This window comes from Nocardia sp. NPDC050799 (assembly GCF_040654015.1).
Taxonomy (GTDB): Bacteria; Actinomycetota; Actinomycetes; order Mycobacteriales; family Mycobacteriaceae; genus Nocardia.
Genome location: NZ_JBFAHF010000007.1, coordinates 73,601 through 93,481 on the forward strand (window position 1 = coordinate 73,601; position 19,881 = coordinate 93,481).

Below are 19,881 nucleotides of genomic sequence, written 5' to 3' on the forward strand. Positions count from 1 at the left end.
CCCGGAGCCCGAGGTCTCCGCGTCCTCGGGCAGGGCAATAAACTCCCCTGGTGAGTTACGACCATGTGCTGTTGCCGTCCGGTGTCGCCGCCACTCCCGCGGAGGTCGACGCGTATCTCACCGCTCAGCAGGGGCTCCCCGCGACGGCGGAGATCGCGGCCATCGCGGCCGAACTCGGCGCGCGCAACGCGGAGCTACCCGAGGAGGACAGTTTCCTGAGCGTCACGCCGTTGGCGGGAACACCGACCGGGGCCATGCTTCCCGTGCCCAGCCCCTACGACGCAATCGGTTTCGTCCGGGATCTGCTGTTCCAGTTGGCGACACCGCGGAACTACGCGATCTACGATCCGCAGCTGACCTGGCTGATCGACCCTGCCGGGCATATCCCGGTGGCGGTGACCCACGGCGGGGCGGGGGAGTTCCCGTACCTGACCGAAACTCTCGCCACCCTGTGGACACACGAGCTCATCGATCCCAACCCGTACCTGATCGTGGAACGCGCTCCCGAGATCTACATCCAGACCTACCGGGAATCCGCCGGCGAGTACACCCTCGAATACCGGGACGGTGGAGCCGATCGGCATTTCACCACCAGTGTCTCCGGCCCGGATACGGTGGCCGGTCTCATCTGGGACTGGGCGCGTGAGGACCGCACCCGGCTCGACCGGCTCACCTGGGAACCGCTGACGCTGTGACCGCCGCGACCCCGGTCGCGGCGGTCCTCACAGTGCGCGGCGGCCGGAGAGCGCCCGGCCCAGGGTCAGTTCGTCGGCGAACTCCAGATCGCCGCCCATGGGCAGTCCGGACGCGAGCCGGGTGACGGTGAGTCCGGGGAAGTCACGCAGCATCCGCACGAGATAGGTCGCGGTCGCCTCGCCCTCGGTGTTCGGATCGGTGGCGATGATCACCTCGGTGACATCCACCCCGTCGTCCTGGCTACCGATACGGGTCAGCAGTTCCCGGATCCGCAACTGTTCGGGGCCCACCCCGCTCAACGGGTCGAGCGCGCCACCCAGCACGTGATAGCGGCCCCGGAACTCCCGGGTCCGTTCGATCGCCGGTACATCCTTGGGCTCCTCGACCACGCAGATCATGCTGCGGTCGCGGCGCGGGTCGGCGCAGATCCGGCACAGCTCGCCGTCGGCGACCGTGCCGCACTGCGCGCAGAAGCGCACACCGTCGCGGATCTTCTGCAGTACCGCCTGCAACCGGTCGATTTCGGGCGGCTCCACCTGCAGCAGATGGAACGCGATCCGCTGCGCGCTCTTGGGACCGACACCGGGGAGTTTCCCCAGCTCGTCGATGAGATCCTGAACCGGACCCTCGTACACCGCGATTCCCCGGCGCGATCAGAAGCCGGGCAGACCCGGTGCGCCGCCGCCGGCCAGCGGTCCGAGTCGTTCGGCCGCCAGCTGCTGGGCATTGGCCATGGCGTCGTTGACGGCGCCGATCACCAGATCCTGCAGGGTTTCCACATCCTCGGGGTCGACCGCCTTGGGGTCGATCGTCAGCGACTGCACCTCGCCGGTCGCCTTGATCGTCACCCGGACCAGACCGTTGCCGGCCTGGCCGTCCACTTCGGCCGCGGCGATCTCGGCCTGCGCGGCCATCACCTGCTCCTGCATCTGCTGGGCCTGCTGGAGCAATTGCTGCATATCGAACTGACCATCGGGCTGCACGGGATTCCTCTCTACGGACGGGTCAATTCAGCCTAGACCGCCTCGGCCGCCGATTCCGCCGCCACCCGACGCCGCCCTAAGATCGACTTCGCCGGTGCGATTGCGCCGTGCCGAAAGCTTGATTGTTACTGGAGCAAACTGTGTTCAAGGGATATTTGCTGGGTGCGCTCATCATGGTATCCGGCGTGTTCCGCGCGGCGACCGCCGAAGCGGATCCGCACGAGGTAACCGACCACGGCAACGGCTGCGTCATCGATCCGGCCGCACCGGCGGTCACCGTCCAATCCTTACGTTCGCACTGCACCGCCCGGCAGCACGCCGAGATCTACCTGGCCGCCCAGGCGGGCGCGGTGCCGTCCGGGGTGAAGAACGGCTGGGTGACCTCCAGCTCGGTCGCCGAACCCATCGCGCCCACGTTCTGGCTCGGCAAAACCTTCGACACCGGACCCGAGGGCGGCCGGTTGACCAACCGGGTCACCGGTGCCGATATCGCGGGCTGGCCGGCCGAGGTCTATCTGGCTCCGTCCCGGGAGGACGGTGAACCCACCTGGGTGCTCGACTACACCCCCGCGATCACGCCGCAGGTCTACGACGAGATCCGGGAGGTCGTGCCCGGTGTGTGGCTCGGCTACTCCTGGTGGCGTGGCGAGAACCGGACCCCGGTGATGCTGTCGTTCGTCCTCGCCTGAGGAGGGCCTGCCGGTGGACCGGTCGCGCCTATACCGGTCCGACCGGCCCACCGCGGGCACCGGCCGGACGGGCACCGGCACGGATCGGATATCCGCTGCCGGCGATCGCCCGGCCGGACGCGGCCCGTCAGGCGAGTTCGCGCTTCAGGTTCGCCAGCACCTCGGCCTGGATCTTGCGCAGGCCGAGCGGGGCGAAGATGCCCTCGAAGATGCCCTTGACACCACCGGCGCCCTGCCAGGTGGTCTCCAGGGTGACTGTCGAACCGGATCCGGCCGGGGCCACCGTCCAGGTGTTGACGAGCGAGGAATTGGCGTCCTTCTCGGTGACGACATTGTCGGCGACCGAGACCTGGGCACGGATATTGCGGACTCGTTTCTCGGTGGCCTGCAACGTCCATTCGGCGACGGTGCCGTCGCCCTGCCCACCCTCGACCACCTTGTAATCGCGGTAGTGCGCCGACAGGATCTTCGGGCGCACCTCCGTGTAATCGGTGACCGCCGCCAGCGCGCGCTGCGGGTCTGCGGCGACCTCGATCGAACTGCCGGCTTTGACCTGTCCCACGGTGAGCTCCTTATCGGGATGTGTTGGTGGGTCTATTATCGGCACCGCCTGCGGCGGCGCGGGGTCGAGGGCCTCGCCGAACCCGGCACCGAGAGCCCGCAGCCCCTCGCGCAAGAAACCAGATGCGAGGTCAGCAACGCGGTGAGGTCAGCCGGGGTCATGACGTTCAACCCTCACATTTCACAAGCAAGTCCCCTGAACGTCTCCGTATCCGGTACCTATCCCCTTCGCGCACTAGTTCGTACGAATACCGACAATTCAGGAATAGCGGTCAACCCGGGTGAACAGTTCTTCGAACACGGTGCAACGGATATGTGACATTTCGCCACCGACAATCCCCCCGCTGTGGCCGCTCGAGACCGAGTAGGGCTAGCGTCTAGACGTGGCAATGAGTCTGTTGGGGAAGGCCGGCCACGGTCCGGCCGCATATGAATCCGGGTTCGCTGCATATCGGGCAGGTGTCGATCGCCTGCTCGCGAGCTATCGTGCCATCCCGGATGACGCCGATGTGCGACTGGCCAAGAAGACTTCCAATCTCTTCCGCGCGCGGAAGAAGAACACGGCACCGGGGCTGGACGTCTCGGGCCTCACCCGGGTGATCGAGGTCGATCCGGATGCGAAAACGGCCGAGGTCGCGGGGATGACGACCTACGAAGAGCTGGTGGCCGCCACGCTGCCCTACGGCCTGGCGCCGCTGGTGGTGCCGCAGCTCAAGACCATCACCCTGGGTGGCGCGGTGACCGGACTCGGGATCGAATCGACCTCCTTCCGCAACGGTCTGCCCCACGAATCGGTGCTGGAGATGGAGGTGCTGACCGGGGCCGGCGAGATCGTCACCATCGGCCCGGACGGGGCCGACGCCGAACTCTTCCGCGGTTTCCCGAACTCCTACGGCACGCTCGGCTACACCACCCGCCTGAAGATCGAGCTGGAACCGGTGCTGCCCTATGTGGAGTTGCGCCACCTGCGGTTCCACGATCTGCGGGAACTCGAGTCGGTCCTCGAGCAGGTCGTACTGGAACGCAGCCACGACGGTGACCGGGTCGACTATCTGGATGGGGTCGTGTTCAGCGCCGGGGAGAGCTACCTGACGCTGGGCCGGCAGACCGATGAACCGGGCCCGGTCAGCGACTACACCGGAATGGATATCTACTACCGCTCCATGCAGCACGACGGCCCGGCGCCCAAACGTGACCGGCTGACCGTCCACGACTATCTCTGGCGATGGGACACCGACTGGTTCTGGTGCTCGCGCGCCTTCGGAACGCAGAACCCGAAGATCCGCCGCTTCTGGCCGAAGCGCTACCGCCGCAGCAGCTTCTACTGGAAGCTGATCGCGCTGGATCACCGCTACAACATCGGTGACAAGCTGGCCGCGCGGAAAGGCGAGCCGCCGCAGGAGCGCGTGGTGCAGGACATCGAGGTCCCGGTGGAGCGCACCGCCGATTTCGTGGAGTGGTTCCTGCGCGAGATCCCCATCGAACCCCTTTGGTTGTGCCCGCTGCGGCTGCGCGATTCCGGCACCCCGGACAGCGATCGCCCCTGGCCGCTGTACCCGCTGCGACCCGGTCGCACCTATGTGAATATCGGCTTCTGGTCGGCGGTTCCGAAATCGCCCGGGCAGTTGGATGGCGCGGCGAACCGTGCCATCGAGAAAACCGTCACCGAATTCGACGGACACAAATCCCTGTACTCGGACTCCTTTTACGAGCCCGCGGAATTTGCCGCCCTCTACGGCGGTGAAAGTTACAAAGCATTGAAGAAACGCTACGATCCCGGCCAGCGCCTGCTGGATCTGTACTCGAAGGCGGTGCAACGCAGATGACGACATTCAAAGATAGATCCGATGCTTTCGCGGACCTGGGCACCCGGCTCAGCATCGCCGAGGTTGTCGAGACCTTGGTCGACGGCGATGTTCCCATCAAGCTGACCGCCTACGACGGCAGCACCACCGGCCCGGTGGATTCCGAATTCGCACTCGATATCCGCAACCCGCGTGGAATCAACTATCTCGCCAACGCGCCCGGTGATCTCGGGCTGGCCCGCGCCTACATATCCGGCGATATGGATGCGGCCGGGGTGCACCCCGGCGACCCGTACGCCATCCTCGCCGCCATGACGGACCTGAAGTTCAAACGTCCGTCGGCATTGTCGCTGGTGGCGATCGCCCGCTCGCTGGGCTGGGAGCGGTTGCGCCCGGTCCCGCCACCCCCGCAGGAGACGCTGCCGCGCTGGCGCCGGATCGCCCTGGAGGGACTGCGGCATTCCAAGGCCCGCGACGCCGAGGTCATCCACCATCACTACGACGTCTCGAACACGTTCTACGAGTATGTCCTCGGGCCGTCGATGACATACACCTGTGCGTGCTACGGCGAGCAGGACTGGACGCTGGAGCAGGCACAGGAGAACAAGTACCGGCTGGTCTTCGAAAAACTGCGGTTGAAGGAGGGCGATCGCCTTCTCGATATCGGTTGCGGATGGGGCGGCATGGTCCGGTACGCCGCCGCGCGTGGAGTCCGGGTCATCGGTGCCACGCTCTCGGCCGAGCAGGCATCCTGGGCGCAGCGCAAGATCGCCGAGGACGGCCTCGGTGAGCTGGCCGAGGTTCGCCACTCCGATTACCGCGACATCACCGAAACCGAGTTCGACGCGGTGTCCTCGATCGGACTGACCGAGCACATCGGTGTCCAGAACTACCCGTACTATTTCGGGTTCATCCAGAGCAAGCTGCGTGCGGGTGGCCTGTTCCTCAACCACTGCATCACCCGGCCGGACAACACCCGCACCACCAGGGCCGGCGACTTCATCGACCGGTACGTGTTTCCCGACGGGGAGCTCATCGGCTCCGGTCGCATCATCAGCGATATCCAGAACGTCGGCCTGGAAGTACTGCACGAGGAGAACCTGCGCGAGCACTACGCGCTGACCCTCACCGAATGGTGCAAGAATCTGGTCGCCAACTGGGATGCCTGCGTAGCCGAGGCCGGCGAGGGCACCGCCAAGGTGTGGGGCCTGTACATGGCGGGCAGCCGGCTCGGTTTCGAACGCAATGTGGTACAGCTGCACCAGGTACTGGGCGTGAAACTCGGACCCTCGGGGCGGCCCGAAGTGCCACTGCGACCCTGGTGGCAGCCGTAACCGGCTGTTCAGCTGAGCAGTTCGTCGAGGAAACGGATCGGGACACGGATCTCACCGAGGGTGCGGACCGTGTCCGTTCCGTCCGGCATGGTGACCGGCAGGTCGTCGCGCACCACGCGCAGAATCTCGCGGACCGCGGGCCCGGCATCCAGTAGCGGCCGGGTCCAGCCGAGTTCGGCGCAGGTGGAGACCGCCGGTGCCAGCAGGGCGGCCGATTCGCCCACCCAGCCCGCGGTGGCCAGGCATTCGGCGAGCAGCAGCGACATATCGAGCTGGGCTCGGGGTCGCTGTTGTTCGCCGGTGCGCCCGTAGAGGGCACGGGCATGGCGGGCCGCGCGCTCGTGCTCCTGCCGGTCGCCGGATTCGAGTAGCGCGCGGATCACGGTGACCTCGCCGGCTTCGATGTTCAGCACGGTCGGGGCACCGTCGGGGCCGGGGCCGCGGTCGCGCCCGGACAATCTCGCCAGGCCGCGCGCGGTGCTGTTCGCGGCTTCCGGCCGATCGCCCGGCCCCGGCTGCACTATCCCCAGCCGGATCTGCTCGGCCCGGATATGCGCGGCCAGCCGGGGCAGCTGGTGATCGGCGGCGATCCGCGATCCCTCGGCCAGGCGCACCGCCGCCGCTGTGAGATCACCGCGCAGCGCCTTCACCCGGGCGCCGGTCACAATGGTGGCGATCAGAGAGTCGATCGGGCCGATCCGTGCGACCAGCCGGTAGCTCTCGTCGAACAATTCCTCGGCGGCGCTCAGGTCACCGCGCCGGTACTCCAGTTCACCGAGGAGCCCGGCGACCGCCCGCACGCCGTGCGAGCGTGGCCCGGACCTGCTCTGCGCGATTTCATAGGCCTGCCGGTAGGCGCTCAGCGCGGCGGGGATATCGAGTTGTTCGTAGGCGAGAAGTCCGCGGCCGCACCAGGCGAAGATCTCACCGAGCGGTTCGCGGGACCGCTCCTGAAACGGCCGCGCCCACTCCAGCGTGGCCGCCGCGGCCGGGAAGTCGAATTCGCAGAGCCGGACGTAGGCGCTGATATTCGCCGCGGTCGCCACGGTCCACGCCGGGAGCTCGTCGGGATGCTTCAGTGGTTCGGCGACCTGCTCGAGCACACCGGCGGTGCGGTCGTGGGAGATCTCGTCGGAGGCGGCGAGCACCGCGGCCTGGCAACGCTGGGTGCGTACCTCGCTGTCGTCCTCCGGACTCCGGGACAGCACATTGGACAACCGGTTGAGGGCCGAGCGCGCCGCGGTGGACTGCTGCAGGTTCACATTCGCGCGGGCCACGGCCATCAGCAGTTTCGACCGCGAAGCGACCTGCTGCACCGGCAGTTTCGAGACCGATCCGAGCAGCGTCGCCACCCGCGAACCGTCGATCAGCTCCATACCGCCGTTCTCCAGCAGGTCGAGCGCGGTTTTGAAGTCGGTGCCGGCCAGCGAATGATCCACCGCTCGGCGCAGCAGCTGGTGTTCGGCGAACCAGCGCGCGGCCCGCCGGTGCAGCGTCTTCACCCGGCCCGGCCGAGTCCGTTCCAGTCGCGCCCGCAGGTATTCGGCGAACAGCGGCTGCATCCGGTACCACTCGGGATCCTCGTCGGTGCGGCGCACGAACAGTTCCCGCCGCTCGGCCTGCTCCAGCAGGCGCGGGGCCTCGTCGCTATCGGTGACAGCGGTGGCCAGGGAGCCGTTCGCATGCTCGATCACCGCGAGATCGGACAGGAAGTCCAGCATCTCCGGTTCCAAGGTGTCCAGCACGTTCTCGGCGAGGTACTCGCGGATACCGTGCCCGCCTTCGGACATACGGTTCAGCAGATCGCCGGGGTCCGGGTCGTCGCGCAGCGCGAGGCTGATCAGCTGGATCGCGGCGGGCCAGCCGTCGGTGGCGGCGTACACCCGGTCGAGCTGGCCGGTATCGAGCGAGAAACCGTTGCGCCGCACCAGGATCTCGCCGATCTCGGCGCGGGTCAGGCGCAGCTGCTCGGAATCTATCTGCACCAGCTCATCGTTCATCCGCATGCGGCCCATCGGCAGGTCGGAGGGGTCCCGGCTGGTCACCACGAACCGCAGATGATGGCAGCCACTGTCGAGTAGCGCCGACAACACCCGTAAGGCGCCCGGATCGGTGAGCCGGTGCCAGTCGTCGATGACCACGACCACCGGCTTCCCGCTGGTGTGCAGTTCGTCGATCAGGCTCGATATCGCGAACGCGACGGTATCGGCGGGCCGCTCCTCGAGCATCTGGCCCAGTCCGGTACCGATCTCGGGACGGATCCGGTTGACGGCCTCGATCAGATGGGCCAGGAACCAGACCTCGTTGTCGTCACGGCTGTCGATGCCTATCCAGGCGACCGGGATATCCAGGCCGGCGAGTTCGTCGCGCCATTGTGCGGCCAGCACACTCTTACCGAAACCGGCCGGCGCATGGATCACGGTGAGCCGGCGGCCGACACCTTCACGCAAAATGTTCAGCAAACGCGGCCGGCGCACCGGCTCCCGGGGCGGAGTGGGCGGGCGGAACTTGGTGGCCGGACTGGGCGGCAGCGTGGCCGGTGAATGTTCCAGCGCATGGCCGGCGAGGCGACCCGATGCGCTGCTGTGCGGTCCCGACCCCGACCTGGGATTGCGTGTTACCGGGACACCGAACGCGCTGGGCCCGGCGGCGTCGGCACCCTTCCGACCCGCGAGTGTCGGCGGCAGCAGCGGCCAACTGCGCCGAGCGGTCACCGCCGGCGCCCGGTCGTGCGCGGGCGGCGCGGCATCGACCGCCGTGACCTCGGGATCCAGCAGCGCCATCTCGTCGGGGACCTGGTCGTGTGCGATCTGCACCGCGCGCAGCATCTCACCGAACTCGTAGGCCGACGCCGGCCGTTCCTCCGGTTCCTGGGCCATGGCCTGTTCGATCACCGCCGCCACATCGGCGGGAATGTCCTGATCCCGCAGATCCGGCACCGGTTGGGTGGTGATGCGGAGGAATTGCGCGACCACCCGCTCCCCCGCCTGCCTCTCGAACGCGGCATGGCCGGTGAGCAGGGCGAAAAGGGTCGCGCCGAGCCCGTACACATCGGAGCGGACGGTGGGGTCGGTGCCCTTGAGGACTTCGGGGGCGGTGAACGCGGGCGAACCGGTGATCTGGCTGCTCGACGTGCGGAAACCCCCCGGCATCCGAGCGATCCCGAAATCGGTGAGCTGCGGCTCACCATAGGAGCTGAGCAGCACATTGGCCGGCTTCACATCCCGGTGCAGGATCCGCGTCCGATGCGCGCTCTCGATGGCACCGGCCAGTTTCACCCCGACCCGCAGAGTATCGGCCCAGCTCAGCGGGCCCGTCTCGTGGATGAGCCGTTCCAGCGACCCGTGCGTGGCGAACGGCATCACAATGAACGGCAGTCCGCTGGCGGTCACATCGACCTGCAGGATGTCGACGATATTCGGATGCCCCGACAGCCGGCCCATGGCGTGTTCCTCACGCAGGAACCGCTCCCGGCTCTCGGAATCGAGATCGGAGGAGAGCACCTTCACCGCGACCACGCGGTCCAGGGCCCGCTGCACGCACCGGTACACGATCCCGAAGCCGCCGCGACCGATCTCGTGGGCTTCGGTGAACCCCAGGGCCGCCAGTTCCTCGGCTATCCGTTCCGTTTCCTGCGGGTCGGCTTCCATGGGGGCGGCGACCCCCATGGTGGGCTCGGGCGACGCACTCCGCGCGGCACCGGGATCTTCCGATTCCGTGCCGGATTCGGCCGATTCGGTGTCCTGCGGAACAGCGTGGTTCTCGGGGGCAGCGGAATCCGCCGGACCGGCGGCGTCCGGTGCGACGTAGGCGGTATCCGATTCGCGGCCCCCGGGGCCCGAACGCGTTCGTGGAGTCATCTCACCACCTCGCACTCGTAACGAATCGGCTGCGGTGGCGAATCCCGCCGCGACAACCGTTCCGGTCCTCACTTCCAACGTAGCGCGCCCGATACCCCGATGGGTGGTTTCATCCAGCTCGCGTGTCCTGTTCCGAGGTTCGACGCGCCTTCGCCGGGCCGCCGACGGGGCTCGGCGCCTGGCTGCGAACAGCGCCCTCACGGGCCGCCCCGCCGTGATCACCTGGGCGGGAGGGGCGCGATCATCCACAGGCATCCACAGTATTCCGATGTTGCGCGCGGGCGCAGGCAGCTGGTCCGACCCGACATTCCGGATCTGTTCCGATGCGGTAACACGTGCGCAGCTCAGGGCCCGCGGCGGGCGCGGCTTCCCGCGGAAACGGCACAACCCGCCGCACCTCGCGGTGCGACGGGTTGTGCCGAACGGTTCAGCGCGACCGGCCACCCGGGCCGGCCGCCCCGGGACCTACTTGCGCAGCGAAGCCGGGACCTCGAAGCGCTTACCGTACTTCTTCGCCAGCTCGTCGGCCCGGGCCACGAAGGCCTCCTGGCCACCGGGGTAGCCGACGATGTACTGGTGGACACCACCGGTCCATGCCGGGAACCCGATACCGAAGATGGAGCCGATATTGGCGTCCGCGGTGGACTCCAGAACACCTTCGTCGAAACACTTCTGGGTTTCGAGGGCCTCGGCGAACAGCATGCGGTCGATCAGGTCCTGCAGCGGCACGTCGAAACCGGCGGTGGTCTTGAAGTGCTCGCGCAGCTGCGGCCAGATGTTGAGCCGCTTGCCGTTCTCGTCGTACTCGTAGAAGCCGGCCTTCTCCAGGCGACCCGGGCGACCCTGCTCGATCATGTAATCGATCACGTCGAGGGCGGGGTGCCGTTCGGTGCCCATGGCCGAGTCACCGGCGGCGAGCGCCTCGGCGGTCTCCTTGGCGATCTTCTGCATGAGCTTCATGTTCAGCTCGTCGGTCAGCTGCAGCGGCGGCGCCGGGTAGCCGGCCTGCGAACCGGCCTGCTCGATGGTCGCGGGCTCGATGCCCTCGCCCAGCATGGCGATCGCCTCGTTGACGAAGGTGCCGATCACGCGGGAGGTGAAGAAGCCGCGGCTGTCGTTGACCACGATCGGGGTCTTCTTGATGGCGAGGGTGTAGTCGAACACCCGGGCCAGGGCCTCGTCGGAGGTCCGCTCACCCTTGATGATCTCCACCAGCGGCATCTTGTCGACCGGCGAGAAGAAGTGGATGCCGATGAAGTCGTCCTGGCGCTTGACGCCCTCGGCCAGGCCGGTGATCGGCAGGGTCGAGGTGTTGGAGCCGAGGAGCGCGTCGGGGGTGACGATGTCCTCGATCTCCTGGAAGACCTTGTGCTTGAGCTCGGTGCTCTCGAAGACGGCTTCGATCACGAAATCGACCCCGGCGAAGTCGGCCGCGTCGGCGGTCGGCTTGATCCGATCGAGCAGCGCCTTGGACTTCTCCTCGGTGGTCTTGCCCCGGGACAGCGCCTTGGCCTCGATCTTCTCCGAGTAGCCCTTGCCGCGCTCGGCCGCCTCGACGCTGACGTCCTTGAGTACGACCTCGTAGCCGGCCTTCGCCGACACGTAGGCGATACCGGCGCCCATCATGCCCGCGCCGAGCACGCCGACCTTCTTGATCTCCTTCTTCGGCACATCCTTCGGGCGCGAACCACCGTTGTTGATGGTCTGCAGGTCGAAGAAGAACGCCTGGATCATGTTCTTGGCGACCGGCCCGGTGAGCAGGTGCACGAAGTAACGCGATTCGATCAGCGAGGCGTCGTCGATGCCGACCTGCGAGCCTTCCACCGCCGCGGCCATGATGGCACGCGGAGCGGGCATATTGGCGCCCTTGAGCTGCTTGCGCAGGTTGGCCGGGAACGCGGGCAGGGTCGCGGCGAACGACGGGCTGGCGGGAGTACCGCCGGGGATCTTGAAGCCCTTCTTGTCCCACGGCTGGACGCCGCCCTCGGGGTTGGCCTTGATCCACGCCTTGGCGGCGGGTACCAGTTCCTCGATCGAGCCGACCAGCTCGTCGACCAGGCCGATCTCCTTGGCCTTGGCCGGCTTGTTGCGCTGGCCCTGCAGCAGTACGCCCATGAGCGCATTCTGCAGACCGAGCATGCGAACGGTACGGATGATGCCGCCACCGGCGGGCAGCAGGCCCAGAGTGGCCTCGGGCAGGCCGATCTGGGAGCCGGGAACATCGGCCGCGATCCGGTGGTGGGTCGCGAGCGCGATCTCGAGGCCACCGCCGAGGGCGGCACCGTTGATCGCGGACACGACCGGCTTGCCGAGGGTCTCCAGGCGGCGCAGCGCCGACTTGATCTCGGTCAGCTCGGCCATCAGTTCGGGCCCGTTGTCCGGTCCGACCTGCATCATGTTCTTCAGGTCGCCGCCGGCGAAGAAGGTCTTCTTCGCCGAGGTCAGCACGACACCGGTGATGTCGTCCTTCTCGGCCTCGAGCCGCTCGACCGTCGCGGTCATCGACTTCTTGTAGAGGTCGTTCATGGTGTTGGCGCCCTGGTTCGGGTCGTCCATCGTCAACACGACGATGCCGTCCGAATCCTTCTCCCAACCGATCATGTTGGCTTCGCTCACGGTTTTTCTGTCTCCTGAGGGAATGGGGCGATGTTCACGGGCCCTCCGTGGCCGCACGAGGTGCTGTCGCTGGGACCGGCGTGTTCATCGCGAGGTGAAAAGCGAGTCGGTTGGGATCAGACGCGCTCGATGATGGTGGCCACACCCATGCCGCCACCGATGCACAGCGTGATCAGGGCGTAGCGGGCGTTGCGACGCTCCAGTTCGTCGATCATGGTGCCGGTGATCATGGCGCCGGTGGCGCCGAGCGGGTGACCCATGGCGATGGCGCCACCGTTGACATTGAGCTTCTCGTCCGGAATCTGCAGGTCTTTCTGGAACTTGAGCACCACCGACGCGAACGCTTCGTTGATCTCGAACAGATCGATATCGTCGACGGTCAGCCCGGCCTTGGCCAGCACCTTGCGCGAGGCCGGAGTGGGGCCGGTGAGCATGATGGTGCTGTCCGCGCCGCTGGTGGCGGTGGCGACGATGCGGGCGCGCGGGGTCAGGCCCGAGGCCTTACCGGCTTCCTCGGTGCCGACCAGCACCAGCGCGGCACCGTCGACGATGCCGGAGCTGTTGCCGCCGTGGTGAACGTGGTCGATCTTCTCCACGAAGTGGTACTTCTGCAGCGCCACCGCGTCGAAGCCGCCCATTTCACCGATCCCGGCGAACGACGGGTTCAGCTTGGCCAGGTCTTCCAGGGTGGTACCGGGCCGCATGTGCTCGTCCCGATCCAGCACGGTCAGGCCGTTGATGTCCTTGACCGGGACGATCGACTTGGCGAAGTAGCCGCCGGTGGTCGCCTTGGCGGCCAGCTCCTGCGAACGCACCGCGTAGGCGTCGACGTCCTCACGGGAGAAGCCCTCGATGCTGGCGATCAGGTCGGCGCTGATGCCCTGCGGTACGACGTAGGTGTCGTAGTTGGTGGCCGGATCGAGCATCCAGGCGCCACCGTCGGAGCCCATGGGCACTCGGGACATGGACTCGACACCACCGGCGAGGACCAGATCCTCGAACCCGGAGCGCACCTTCTGGGCCGCCATGTTCACGGCCTCGAGGCCGGAGGCACAGAAGCGGTTGATCTGCACGCCGCCGACCGTCTCCGGCAGACCGGCGGTCAGCACGGTGGTGCGGGCGATATCGGAGCCCTGGTCACCGACCGGGGAGACGACACCGAGGATCAGGTCCGAAATCCGGTCCTCGTCGAGGTTCGGGAAGCGGTTGCGCAGCTCCTGCACCAGCCCGGTGGTCAGATCGATCGGCTTGACCGAGTGCAGCGACCCCTTCTTGTTGCGGCCGCGCGGGGTGCGGATGGCCTCGTAAATGTAGGCCTCTGTGGTCATATCGGAATGTCCCTTCCTAGGAATACGCCCACCCGCACCAGGCGGAGCGGACGCGAGTTACCTCGCCGACCGGCCGTTCGACCGACCGTCCGTATTCAGTTGAGCAGCGCTGACGGGCCGGTCACCCGCGCGGGCATACGCTGTACAAACCACGGCACGGGTCGCCGAGGGGGTACCGAGCAGCCCGTACCTCACGGCCCACCATAGAACCTCGTCTCGCCGAAGTCCGCAGCTACCCGCCCATAGTACCGCCGGATGCGAACTCCGGTTAACTTAACGTGGTCGAGACGGTGCTTGTCAACCGTTCAACAGGGTGGCGCCCAGCTCACTGGCCAGTAGCCGCAGAGCGACCTCGTCCGGGTCGCGCCGATCACCCGGCGCGACCGGCTGCGCCGACTCCGCCAGCATCTCCCGCTCTTCCTCCGGAGTGGACGCGGGCACGCTGCGCGGTGCGTAACCGTGATCACCCGGATCATCGGGCAGGTCCGGGTAGTCCGGGGGCGGGATGTCGTCGTAGGGGCTCGCCGCCGCCGCCCCGGTCTTGGCCTGGCTCGGCCGCGAGAACCGCGGCCGGCGAGCCGGTTCGCCGCCGGCCCGCGCCCCGTTCGCCGATCCACTGCCGGTGGGATCGGCCTGCGGCCCGCCGTCGCTGTCGGCCCGGCGGGGTTCGTCCGGCGCCTCCGTGCCGGCCCGGCTCGGCGCCGGGCGCTGTGGAGCCCCTCGGCGACCGCCGTCGGAATCACCCGACTCCGAGTCACCGGCCCGGCGTCCGCCTCGCTCACGACCACCGGGGCCGCGCGAGACCTGCTGACCCGCGACGACCCAGCGCACCGGATGTTCCCGACCGAGTACAGCGCGCACCGCCAACCGGACCGCCGACAGCGGCTGCGGCTGCGAAAGCCGCTGGACCAGCGCGGCATGGTGGGCCAGCACGATCTCGCCGTCCTGAACCCCGGCCACCGACGCCCCCGAGGTGAGCATCGCGCCGATGGTCGGCCCGAACTCCTTGACCGCGAGCTTGATCTCCGGCCAGGCGGCCTCCACAGCCGCCAGCAACTCCGGATCGGCCGGCGTCGCGCCGGCCTCGGGTCCGGCCGGACCGATCGGATCGGCGCCGGGTCCGGCGGCCGGGTCCGGTTCGGCAGCAGATCCGGCCGCCACCGCCGGTTCGGCAGCAGATCCGGCCGCCGCGGGCGCGGGGGCGATATCGGAACCCGTCCCGCGGTCGGCGGGTTGCCCACTCACCGGCGGACGAGCAGCGGTGTCCGCGCTCGCCGGACTCTCGGCCGGGGTCGAACTCGTACCGCGCGAAGTGTGCGCGCCGGGAACGGTCGAGGCCGGCTCGGGAACCGGGTCCGGTTTCGGCGGCGCCGCGGCCGGTGCGGGACCGGCCGGCGCCGTCTCGGCCGCACGGACGTCGGGTCCGGGAGGCCGCGGCCCGACCGAGCCCCCGGCGACCGCATCCACCGACCCCACGGGGGCAGATGACATCTCCTGGTCCGGACCACCCCGGTCGGGCGCGGGACGCGCCGCATCCGCTGCTCCGGCCGCCGGCGGCTCGGCGGCAGCCGCGCGTTCCGGCGACCGCCCGGTCTTGGACTCCCGCAGGGCGGCCAGGGCTTCGGCCCCCCGGCGGCGGGACGGGTCGGACGCGGCAACCCGCCCCGCGGGTGCCGGGGCGGCTTCGGTGGGACCGGACGTCGGCGTCCCGCCCGCGGGCGCCGCGCCCGGAGCCGCGATCACACCGGCGGCGATCTTCCGTTCCAGCTGTTCCAGCCGTTGCAGGGTCGCGGCCTCGGATTCGTCCGCGGCGGGCAACAGCATCCGCGAGCAGACGACCTCGAGCAACAGCCGCGGCGCGGTGGCCCCCCGCATCTCACCCAGCCCGGCGTGCAAGAGCTCGGCGTAGCGGGTGAGGGCCGCGGGCCCGAGCCGCGCGGCCTGCTCGCGCATCCGGTCCAGCAGGTCGACGGGCGCGGCGACGAGTCCGCGTTCGGTGGCGTCGGGTACGGCCTGCAGCAGGATCAGGTCGCGCAGCCGCTCGAGCAGGTCCACCGCGAACCGGCGCGGATCGTGCCCGGCCTCGATCACCCGGTCGACGGTGCCGAACAGGGCGGCGCCGTCCCCCGCTGCCAGCGCGTCGACCGTGTCGTCGATCAGCGCCACATCGGTCACCCCCAGCAGTGCGACAGCGCGCGAATAGGTGACGCCCTCGGACCCGGCGCCGGCGAGCAACTGGTCGAGCACGCTCAAACTGTCGCGCGGGGAGCCACCGCCCGCGCGGATCACCAACGGGTACACCGCTTCCTCCACCGGCACCTGCTCCTGTTCGCAGATGCCGCCGAGCAGGCCGCGCATGGTGGCGGGGGGCAGCAGCCGGAAGGGGTAGTGGTGGGTGCGCGAGCGGATGGTAGGCAGCACCTTGTCCGGCTCGGTGGTGGCGAAGACGAAGATCAGATGGGCCGGGGGTTCCTCGACGATCTTCAGCAGCGCGTTGAACCCGGCCGTGGTGACCATATGCGCCTCGTCGACGATGAACACCCGATAGCGGGATTCGGCGGGCGCGTAGAAGGCCCGGTCGCGTAGTTCGCGGGTGTCGTCGACACCACCGTGGCTGGCGGCGTCCAGTTCGATCACGTCGAGATTGCCCCCGCCACCCGGGGCCAGCGAGAGGCAGGAGGCGCAGGTGCCGCAGGGCGTGGAGGTGGGGCCCTGCACGCAGTTCAGCGAACGGGCGAGGATCCGCGCCGACGAGGTCTTGCCGCAGCCGCGCGGACCCGAGAAGAGATAGGCATGACTGATCCGGCCGGTGTCGAGCGCGGTACACAGCGGGTCGGTGACATGCTCCTGGCCCACCACGTCAGCGAACGTTGCCGGTCGGTACTTCCGGTACAGAGCCACGGCCAGAGGTTACCGGCGGAGACCGACAACGCGCACCCGGCGGGGGGACCCGCCCACCACGCAGTCCGGCTCGCCTCTTCCCTCCTTGGGTTAACAGCGTTACGCTAACGCCACTAACTTACTGATTCGGGGCCATTACATGTTGATCCGCGTCGCGCAGTTCACCACCAGATTTCCGCGCGCAATACTCCTCGGCGCACTGGCCGTCGCACTGCTGTGCGGGATCTTCGGGGCCACCGCGGCGGCCGGGCTGAAATCCGGCGGATTCGTCTCCGCCGACGCCGAATCCATCCGCGCCGCCCAGCAGCTCATCGACAACTTCGACGGCGCCGCACCCAACTACATCCTCCTCGTCGAATCGCCGGACGGGGTCGACGCGGATCCGGTGCGGGCGCGCGCCCTGCAGGTCATCGATATCGTGCGGGCCCACCCGGACACCGACAGTGTCCAGTCGTATTGGACCGCGCCGTCACCGGCGGTCGCGAGCGTGCTGCGCAGCACCGACGGTGAATCCGGGCTGATCGGGGTCACTTTCGCGGGCGACGAGACCCAGATCCAGGAAGCCGCCGGCGAGCTCGGCGAGCAGGTCACCGGAACGGCCGCCGGGGTGACCGTCCGGGCCGGCGGTACCGCGGCGACGTTCCACGAGGTCAACGACCAGATCACGCACGATCTGGCCGTCGCCGAGACCGCGGCGATCCCGCTCACCCTGGTGGTGCTCGTCCTGGTCTTCGGCAGCCTGATCGCCGCCTCGCTGCCGCTGCTGGTCGGGCTGTTCGCGATCGCCGCCACGCTGGCGATCCTCAAGCTGTTCACCCTGTTCACCGACGTTTCCATCTACGCGATGAATCTCACCACCGCGCTGGGTCTGGCACTGGCCATCGACTACAGCCTGTTCATCGTCAGCCGGTTCCGGGAGGAACTCGCGGCCGGTCGCGACCCGCGCGCGGCCACCGTCCGGGCCCTGCAGACCGCCGGTCGTACCGTGCTGTTCTCCGCGATCACCGTGGCGCTGTCGCTGTCGGCGATGCTCGTGTTCGACCTGTACTTCCTGCGCTCGTTCGCCTACTCCGGCGTCGCGGTGGTGATCGCGGCCGCCGTCGCGTCGATCGTGGTGCTGCCCGCCGCGCTCGTACTGCTCGGCCACCGGGTCAACGCCCTCGACCTGCGGGCGCCCGTGCTGCGCCTGTTCGGCCGCGAACCGAAGCCGCTGGGCGCCATGGTGCCGGAGCAGACCGGCTGGTACCGCCTGGTCAAGCGGGTCATGCGGGCCGCGGTCCCGGTCTCCGTGGTGATCGTGGCGCTCATGCTGGCGCTCGGCTCGCCGTTCCTCTCGGTGAAATTCGGCTACCCCGACGAGCGGGTGCTGCCCGCTTCGGCGGCCAGCCGGCAGGTGGGCGACGAGATCCGGGCGGAGTTCCCGCGCGCCGATCCCGGCGGCAACACCACGATCGTGCTGGACGGATATCGCGACGAACGCGGGGTCGGCGAATACGCCGCCCGGCTGTCCGAGGTCGACAACATCACCGGAGTGCTGTCCGGCGCCGGCGTGTACGTCTCCGGGAACCGGCTCGCCGCCACCCCGCCGGGTATGGCGAACGACACCGGCACGTACTTGACCGTCAACAGCACTGTCGACCCGTTCTCCCCGGCCGGCGCGGAACAGTTGGACGCGTTGCGTGCGGTCGACCCACCCGCCCCGGCCCTGTTCGGCGGCTCGGCCGCGGTGAACGAGGACTCGCTCGACGCACTGGCCGAGCGGCTGCCGCTCGCCGGTCTGCTCATCGTGCTGTCCACCTTCGTGGTGCTGTTCCTGTTCACCGGCAGCCTGCTCCTGCCGCTGAAGGCGCTGCTGTTGAACACCCTCTCGCTGACCGCCGCGTTCGGCGCCATGGTGTGGATCTTCCAGGACGGCCATCTGCAGGGGCTGCTCGGTTTCACCGCCGTCGGCTACCTGGTGCCGACCATGCCGATCCTCATGTTCTGCCTGGCCTTCGGGCTGTCCATGGACTACGAGGTGTTCCTGCTCTCGCGGATCCGGGAGGAATGGCTGCGCCGGCGAGCCGGGCACGGCGGCACGGAGTCGGCACGGGAGGCCAACACCGAAGCCGTCGCGGTCGGAGTGGCCCGCACCGGGCGTATCTTCACCGCCGCGGCCGTGCTGATGGCCATCGTGATCGGCGCCCTCACCACCTCCAAGGTGTCGTTCATCCAGCTGATGGGCCTGGGCCTGACCCTGACCGTGCTCGCCGACGCCACGCTCATCCGGGCCCTGCTCGTTCCGGCGCTGATGAAACTGATGGGCCCGCTCAACTGGTGGGCGCCGAAACCGCTGGCCCGGCTGCACGACCGGATCGGGTTCAGCGAGGAGCCTGTGGACGCGCCGGGGGCCACCGCCGAACCACCGGTGCGAGTATGACTGGGCGGCCACGCTCCCCACGCGGGCACGGAAGCCGGCTGCGCGCGGAGATCATCACCGCCACCCGGGAGCTGCTCGAGCGCACCGGCGATGTCGGCGCGGTATCGATCCGCGCGGTCGCGGGTGTGGTGGGGGTCAGCGCGCCCTCCATCTACCGCCACTTCGCCGACAAGGACGCGCTGATCGAGGCGGCGGTGGCCGAGGTCTTCGAAGCGCTGAACACCGCGATGCAGGCGGCGGTGGATCCGGCGGACCCGCCGGCGCTGCGCCTGCACCGGCTCGGCCTCGCCTACGTACAGTTCGCCCTGGACCACCCCGAGCAGTACCGGCTGGCGACCATCCCGACCACCCATCAGGGTGCGGTGGACATGGTGCTGTCCAGCGGCGCCTTCCGCTACTTCGCCGCGACCGTGGAAGAAGCCATGTCCGAGGGGCTCATCGACCGCGCGGACCCCACCCCGCTGGTGCTCGAACTATGGGCGGCGGCGCACGGGATCGCCTCCCTGCTGCTGGCGAAACCCTATCTGCCCTGGGGTGATCCGATGGCCGTCGCCGAAAGAGTGCTCGACGCGGCATGTTTCGGGCACGTACTCACCGAGCTGATGGGCCCGGACAAGTCGCCCGCCGAAATGACCCAGTGGGCGATGGAACTGCGCTCGCGGATACGCGAACCGGACCCGTCGGACTGA

General features: G+C 68.5%; 13 protein-coding genes. 6 read left to right on the forward strand and 7 right to left on the reverse strand.

Annotation, left to right across the window (positions count from 1 at the left end; all coding sequences use genetic code 11):
• Window positions 1–50: 50 nt before the first annotated feature.
• Entirely contained in the window at window positions 51–695 is a 645-nt protein-coding gene (locus AB0H42_RS09710; protein ID WP_357052456.1) for a hypothetical protein, read from the forward strand.
• A 27-nt stretch (window positions 696–722) separates the two neighbouring features.
• Here the strand turns inward: AB0H42_RS09710 and recR are convergent, their stop codons facing one another.
• Together recR and AB0H42_RS09720 are read right to left on the reverse strand one after the other, a co-directional pair.
• Window positions 723–1,331: a recombination mediator RecR gene (gene recR / locus AB0H42_RS09715; RefSeq protein WP_357052459.1), complete on the reverse strand. Its 609-nt coding sequence runs from the start codon at window positions 1,329–1,331 to the stop codon at window positions 723–725.
• 18 nt (window positions 1,332–1,349) lie between these two features.
• Complete coding sequence (locus AB0H42_RS09720) at window positions 1,350–1,679, reverse strand: YbaB/EbfC family nucleoid-associated protein (RefSeq protein WP_063125551.1); 330 nt, start codon at window positions 1,677–1,679, stop codon at window positions 1,350–1,352.
• A 140-nt stretch (window positions 1,680–1,819) separates the two neighbouring features.
• Between AB0H42_RS09720 and AB0H42_RS09725 the strand changes: the two genes are divergently transcribed.
• Complete coding sequence (locus tag AB0H42_RS09725) at window positions 1,820–2,368, forward strand: hypothetical protein (protein ID WP_357052463.1); 549 nt, start codon at window positions 1,820–1,822, stop codon at window positions 2,366–2,368.
• A 127-nt stretch (window positions 2,369–2,495) separates the two neighbouring features.
• Here AB0H42_RS09725 and AB0H42_RS09730 read toward each other — a convergent pair whose 3' ends face one another.
• Window positions 2,496–2,930, reverse strand: a complete 435-nt coding sequence (locus AB0H42_RS09730) for an SRPBCC family protein (protein ID WP_030524247.1) — start codon at window positions 2,928–2,930, stop codon at window positions 2,496–2,498.
• Between the two features lie 388 nt (window positions 2,931–3,318).
• Here AB0H42_RS09730 and AB0H42_RS09735 point away from each other — a divergent pair, with 388 nt between their 5' ends.
• The gene (locus tag AB0H42_RS09735; RefSeq protein WP_357052830.1) at window positions 3,319–4,755 is read left to right on the forward strand and encodes an FAD-binding oxidoreductase; all 1,437 of its coding nucleotides are present in this window, start codon (window positions 3,319–3,321) and stop codon (window positions 4,753–4,755) included.
• Complete coding sequence (locus AB0H42_RS09740) at window positions 4,752–6,068, forward strand: class I SAM-dependent methyltransferase (protein ID WP_357052466.1); 1,317 nt, start codon at window positions 4,752–4,754, stop codon at window positions 6,066–6,068. The genes AB0H42_RS09735 and AB0H42_RS09740 overlap by 4 nt, the downstream gene beginning before the upstream one ends.
• A gap of 8 nt (window positions 6,069–6,076) precedes the next feature.
• On the opposite strand, the gene AB0H42_RS09745 is transcribed toward AB0H42_RS09740, so the two are convergent.
• The 4 genes from AB0H42_RS09745 to AB0H42_RS09760 form a co-directional block, all read right to left on the reverse strand.
• Window positions 6,077–9,736, reverse strand: coding sequence for a protein kinase (locus AB0H42_RS09745; RefSeq protein WP_357052833.1), 3,660 nt, complete (start codon window positions 9,734–9,736; stop codon window positions 6,077–6,079).
• A 657-nt stretch (window positions 9,737–10,393) separates the two neighbouring features.
• Window positions 10,394–12,544, reverse strand: a complete 2,151-nt coding sequence (locus AB0H42_RS09750) for a 3-hydroxyacyl-CoA dehydrogenase NAD-binding domain-containing protein (RefSeq protein ID WP_357052469.1) — start codon at window positions 12,542–12,544, stop codon at window positions 10,394–10,396.
• A gap of 116 nt (window positions 12,545–12,660) precedes the next feature.
• Entirely contained in the window at window positions 12,661–13,872 is a 1,212-nt protein-coding gene (locus tag AB0H42_RS09755) for an acetyl-CoA C-acetyltransferase (RefSeq protein WP_357052472.1), read from the reverse strand.
• Window positions 13,873–14,169: 297 nt separating this feature from the next.
• The gene (locus AB0H42_RS09760) at window positions 14,170–16,773 is read right to left on the reverse strand and encodes a DNA polymerase III subunit gamma and tau (protein WP_357052475.1); all 2,604 of its coding nucleotides are present in this window, start codon (window positions 16,771–16,773) and stop codon (window positions 14,170–14,172) included.
• Window positions 16,774–16,912: 139 nt separating this feature from the next.
• Here AB0H42_RS09760 and AB0H42_RS09765 point away from each other — a divergent pair, with 139 nt between their 5' ends.
• Both AB0H42_RS09765 and AB0H42_RS09770 read left to right on the forward strand, forming a co-directional pair.
• Window positions 16,913–19,192, forward strand: a complete 2,280-nt coding sequence (locus tag AB0H42_RS09765; RefSeq protein ID WP_357052478.1) for an MMPL family transporter — start codon at window positions 16,913–16,915, stop codon at window positions 19,190–19,192.
• Window positions 19,189–19,881, forward strand: coding sequence for a TetR/AcrR family transcriptional regulator (locus tag AB0H42_RS09770; RefSeq protein WP_357052481.1), 693 nt, complete (start codon window positions 19,189–19,191; stop codon window positions 19,879–19,881). Before AB0H42_RS09765 ends, AB0H42_RS09770 begins: the two co-directional genes overlap by 4 nt.

Bases quoted from the DNA above. Each gene is read 5' to 3' on its own strand.
- AB0H42_RS09765 (WP_357052478.1), top strand. From the start codon at position 16,913: ATGTTGATCCGCGTCGCGCAGTTCACCACCAGATTTCCGCGCGCAATA.
- AB0H42_RS09755 (WP_357052472.1), bottom strand. From the start codon at position 13,872: ATGACCACAGAGGCCTACATTTACGAGGCCATCCGCACCCCGCGCGGC.
- AB0H42_RS09745 (WP_357052833.1), bottom strand. From the start codon at position 9,736: ATGGGGGTCGCCGCCCCCATGGAAGCCGACCCGCAGGAAACGGAACGG.
- AB0H42_RS09735 (WP_357052830.1), top strand. From the start codon at position 3,319: ATGAGTCTGTTGGGGAAGGCCGGCCACGGTCCGGCCGCATATGAATCC.
- AB0H42_RS09740 (WP_357052466.1), top strand. From the start codon at position 4,752: ATGACGACATTCAAAGATAGATCCGATGCTTTCGCGGACCTGGGCACC.
- AB0H42_RS09770 (WP_357052481.1), top strand. From the start codon at position 19,189: ATGACTGGGCGGCCACGCTCCCCACGCGGGCACGGAAGCCGGCTGCGC.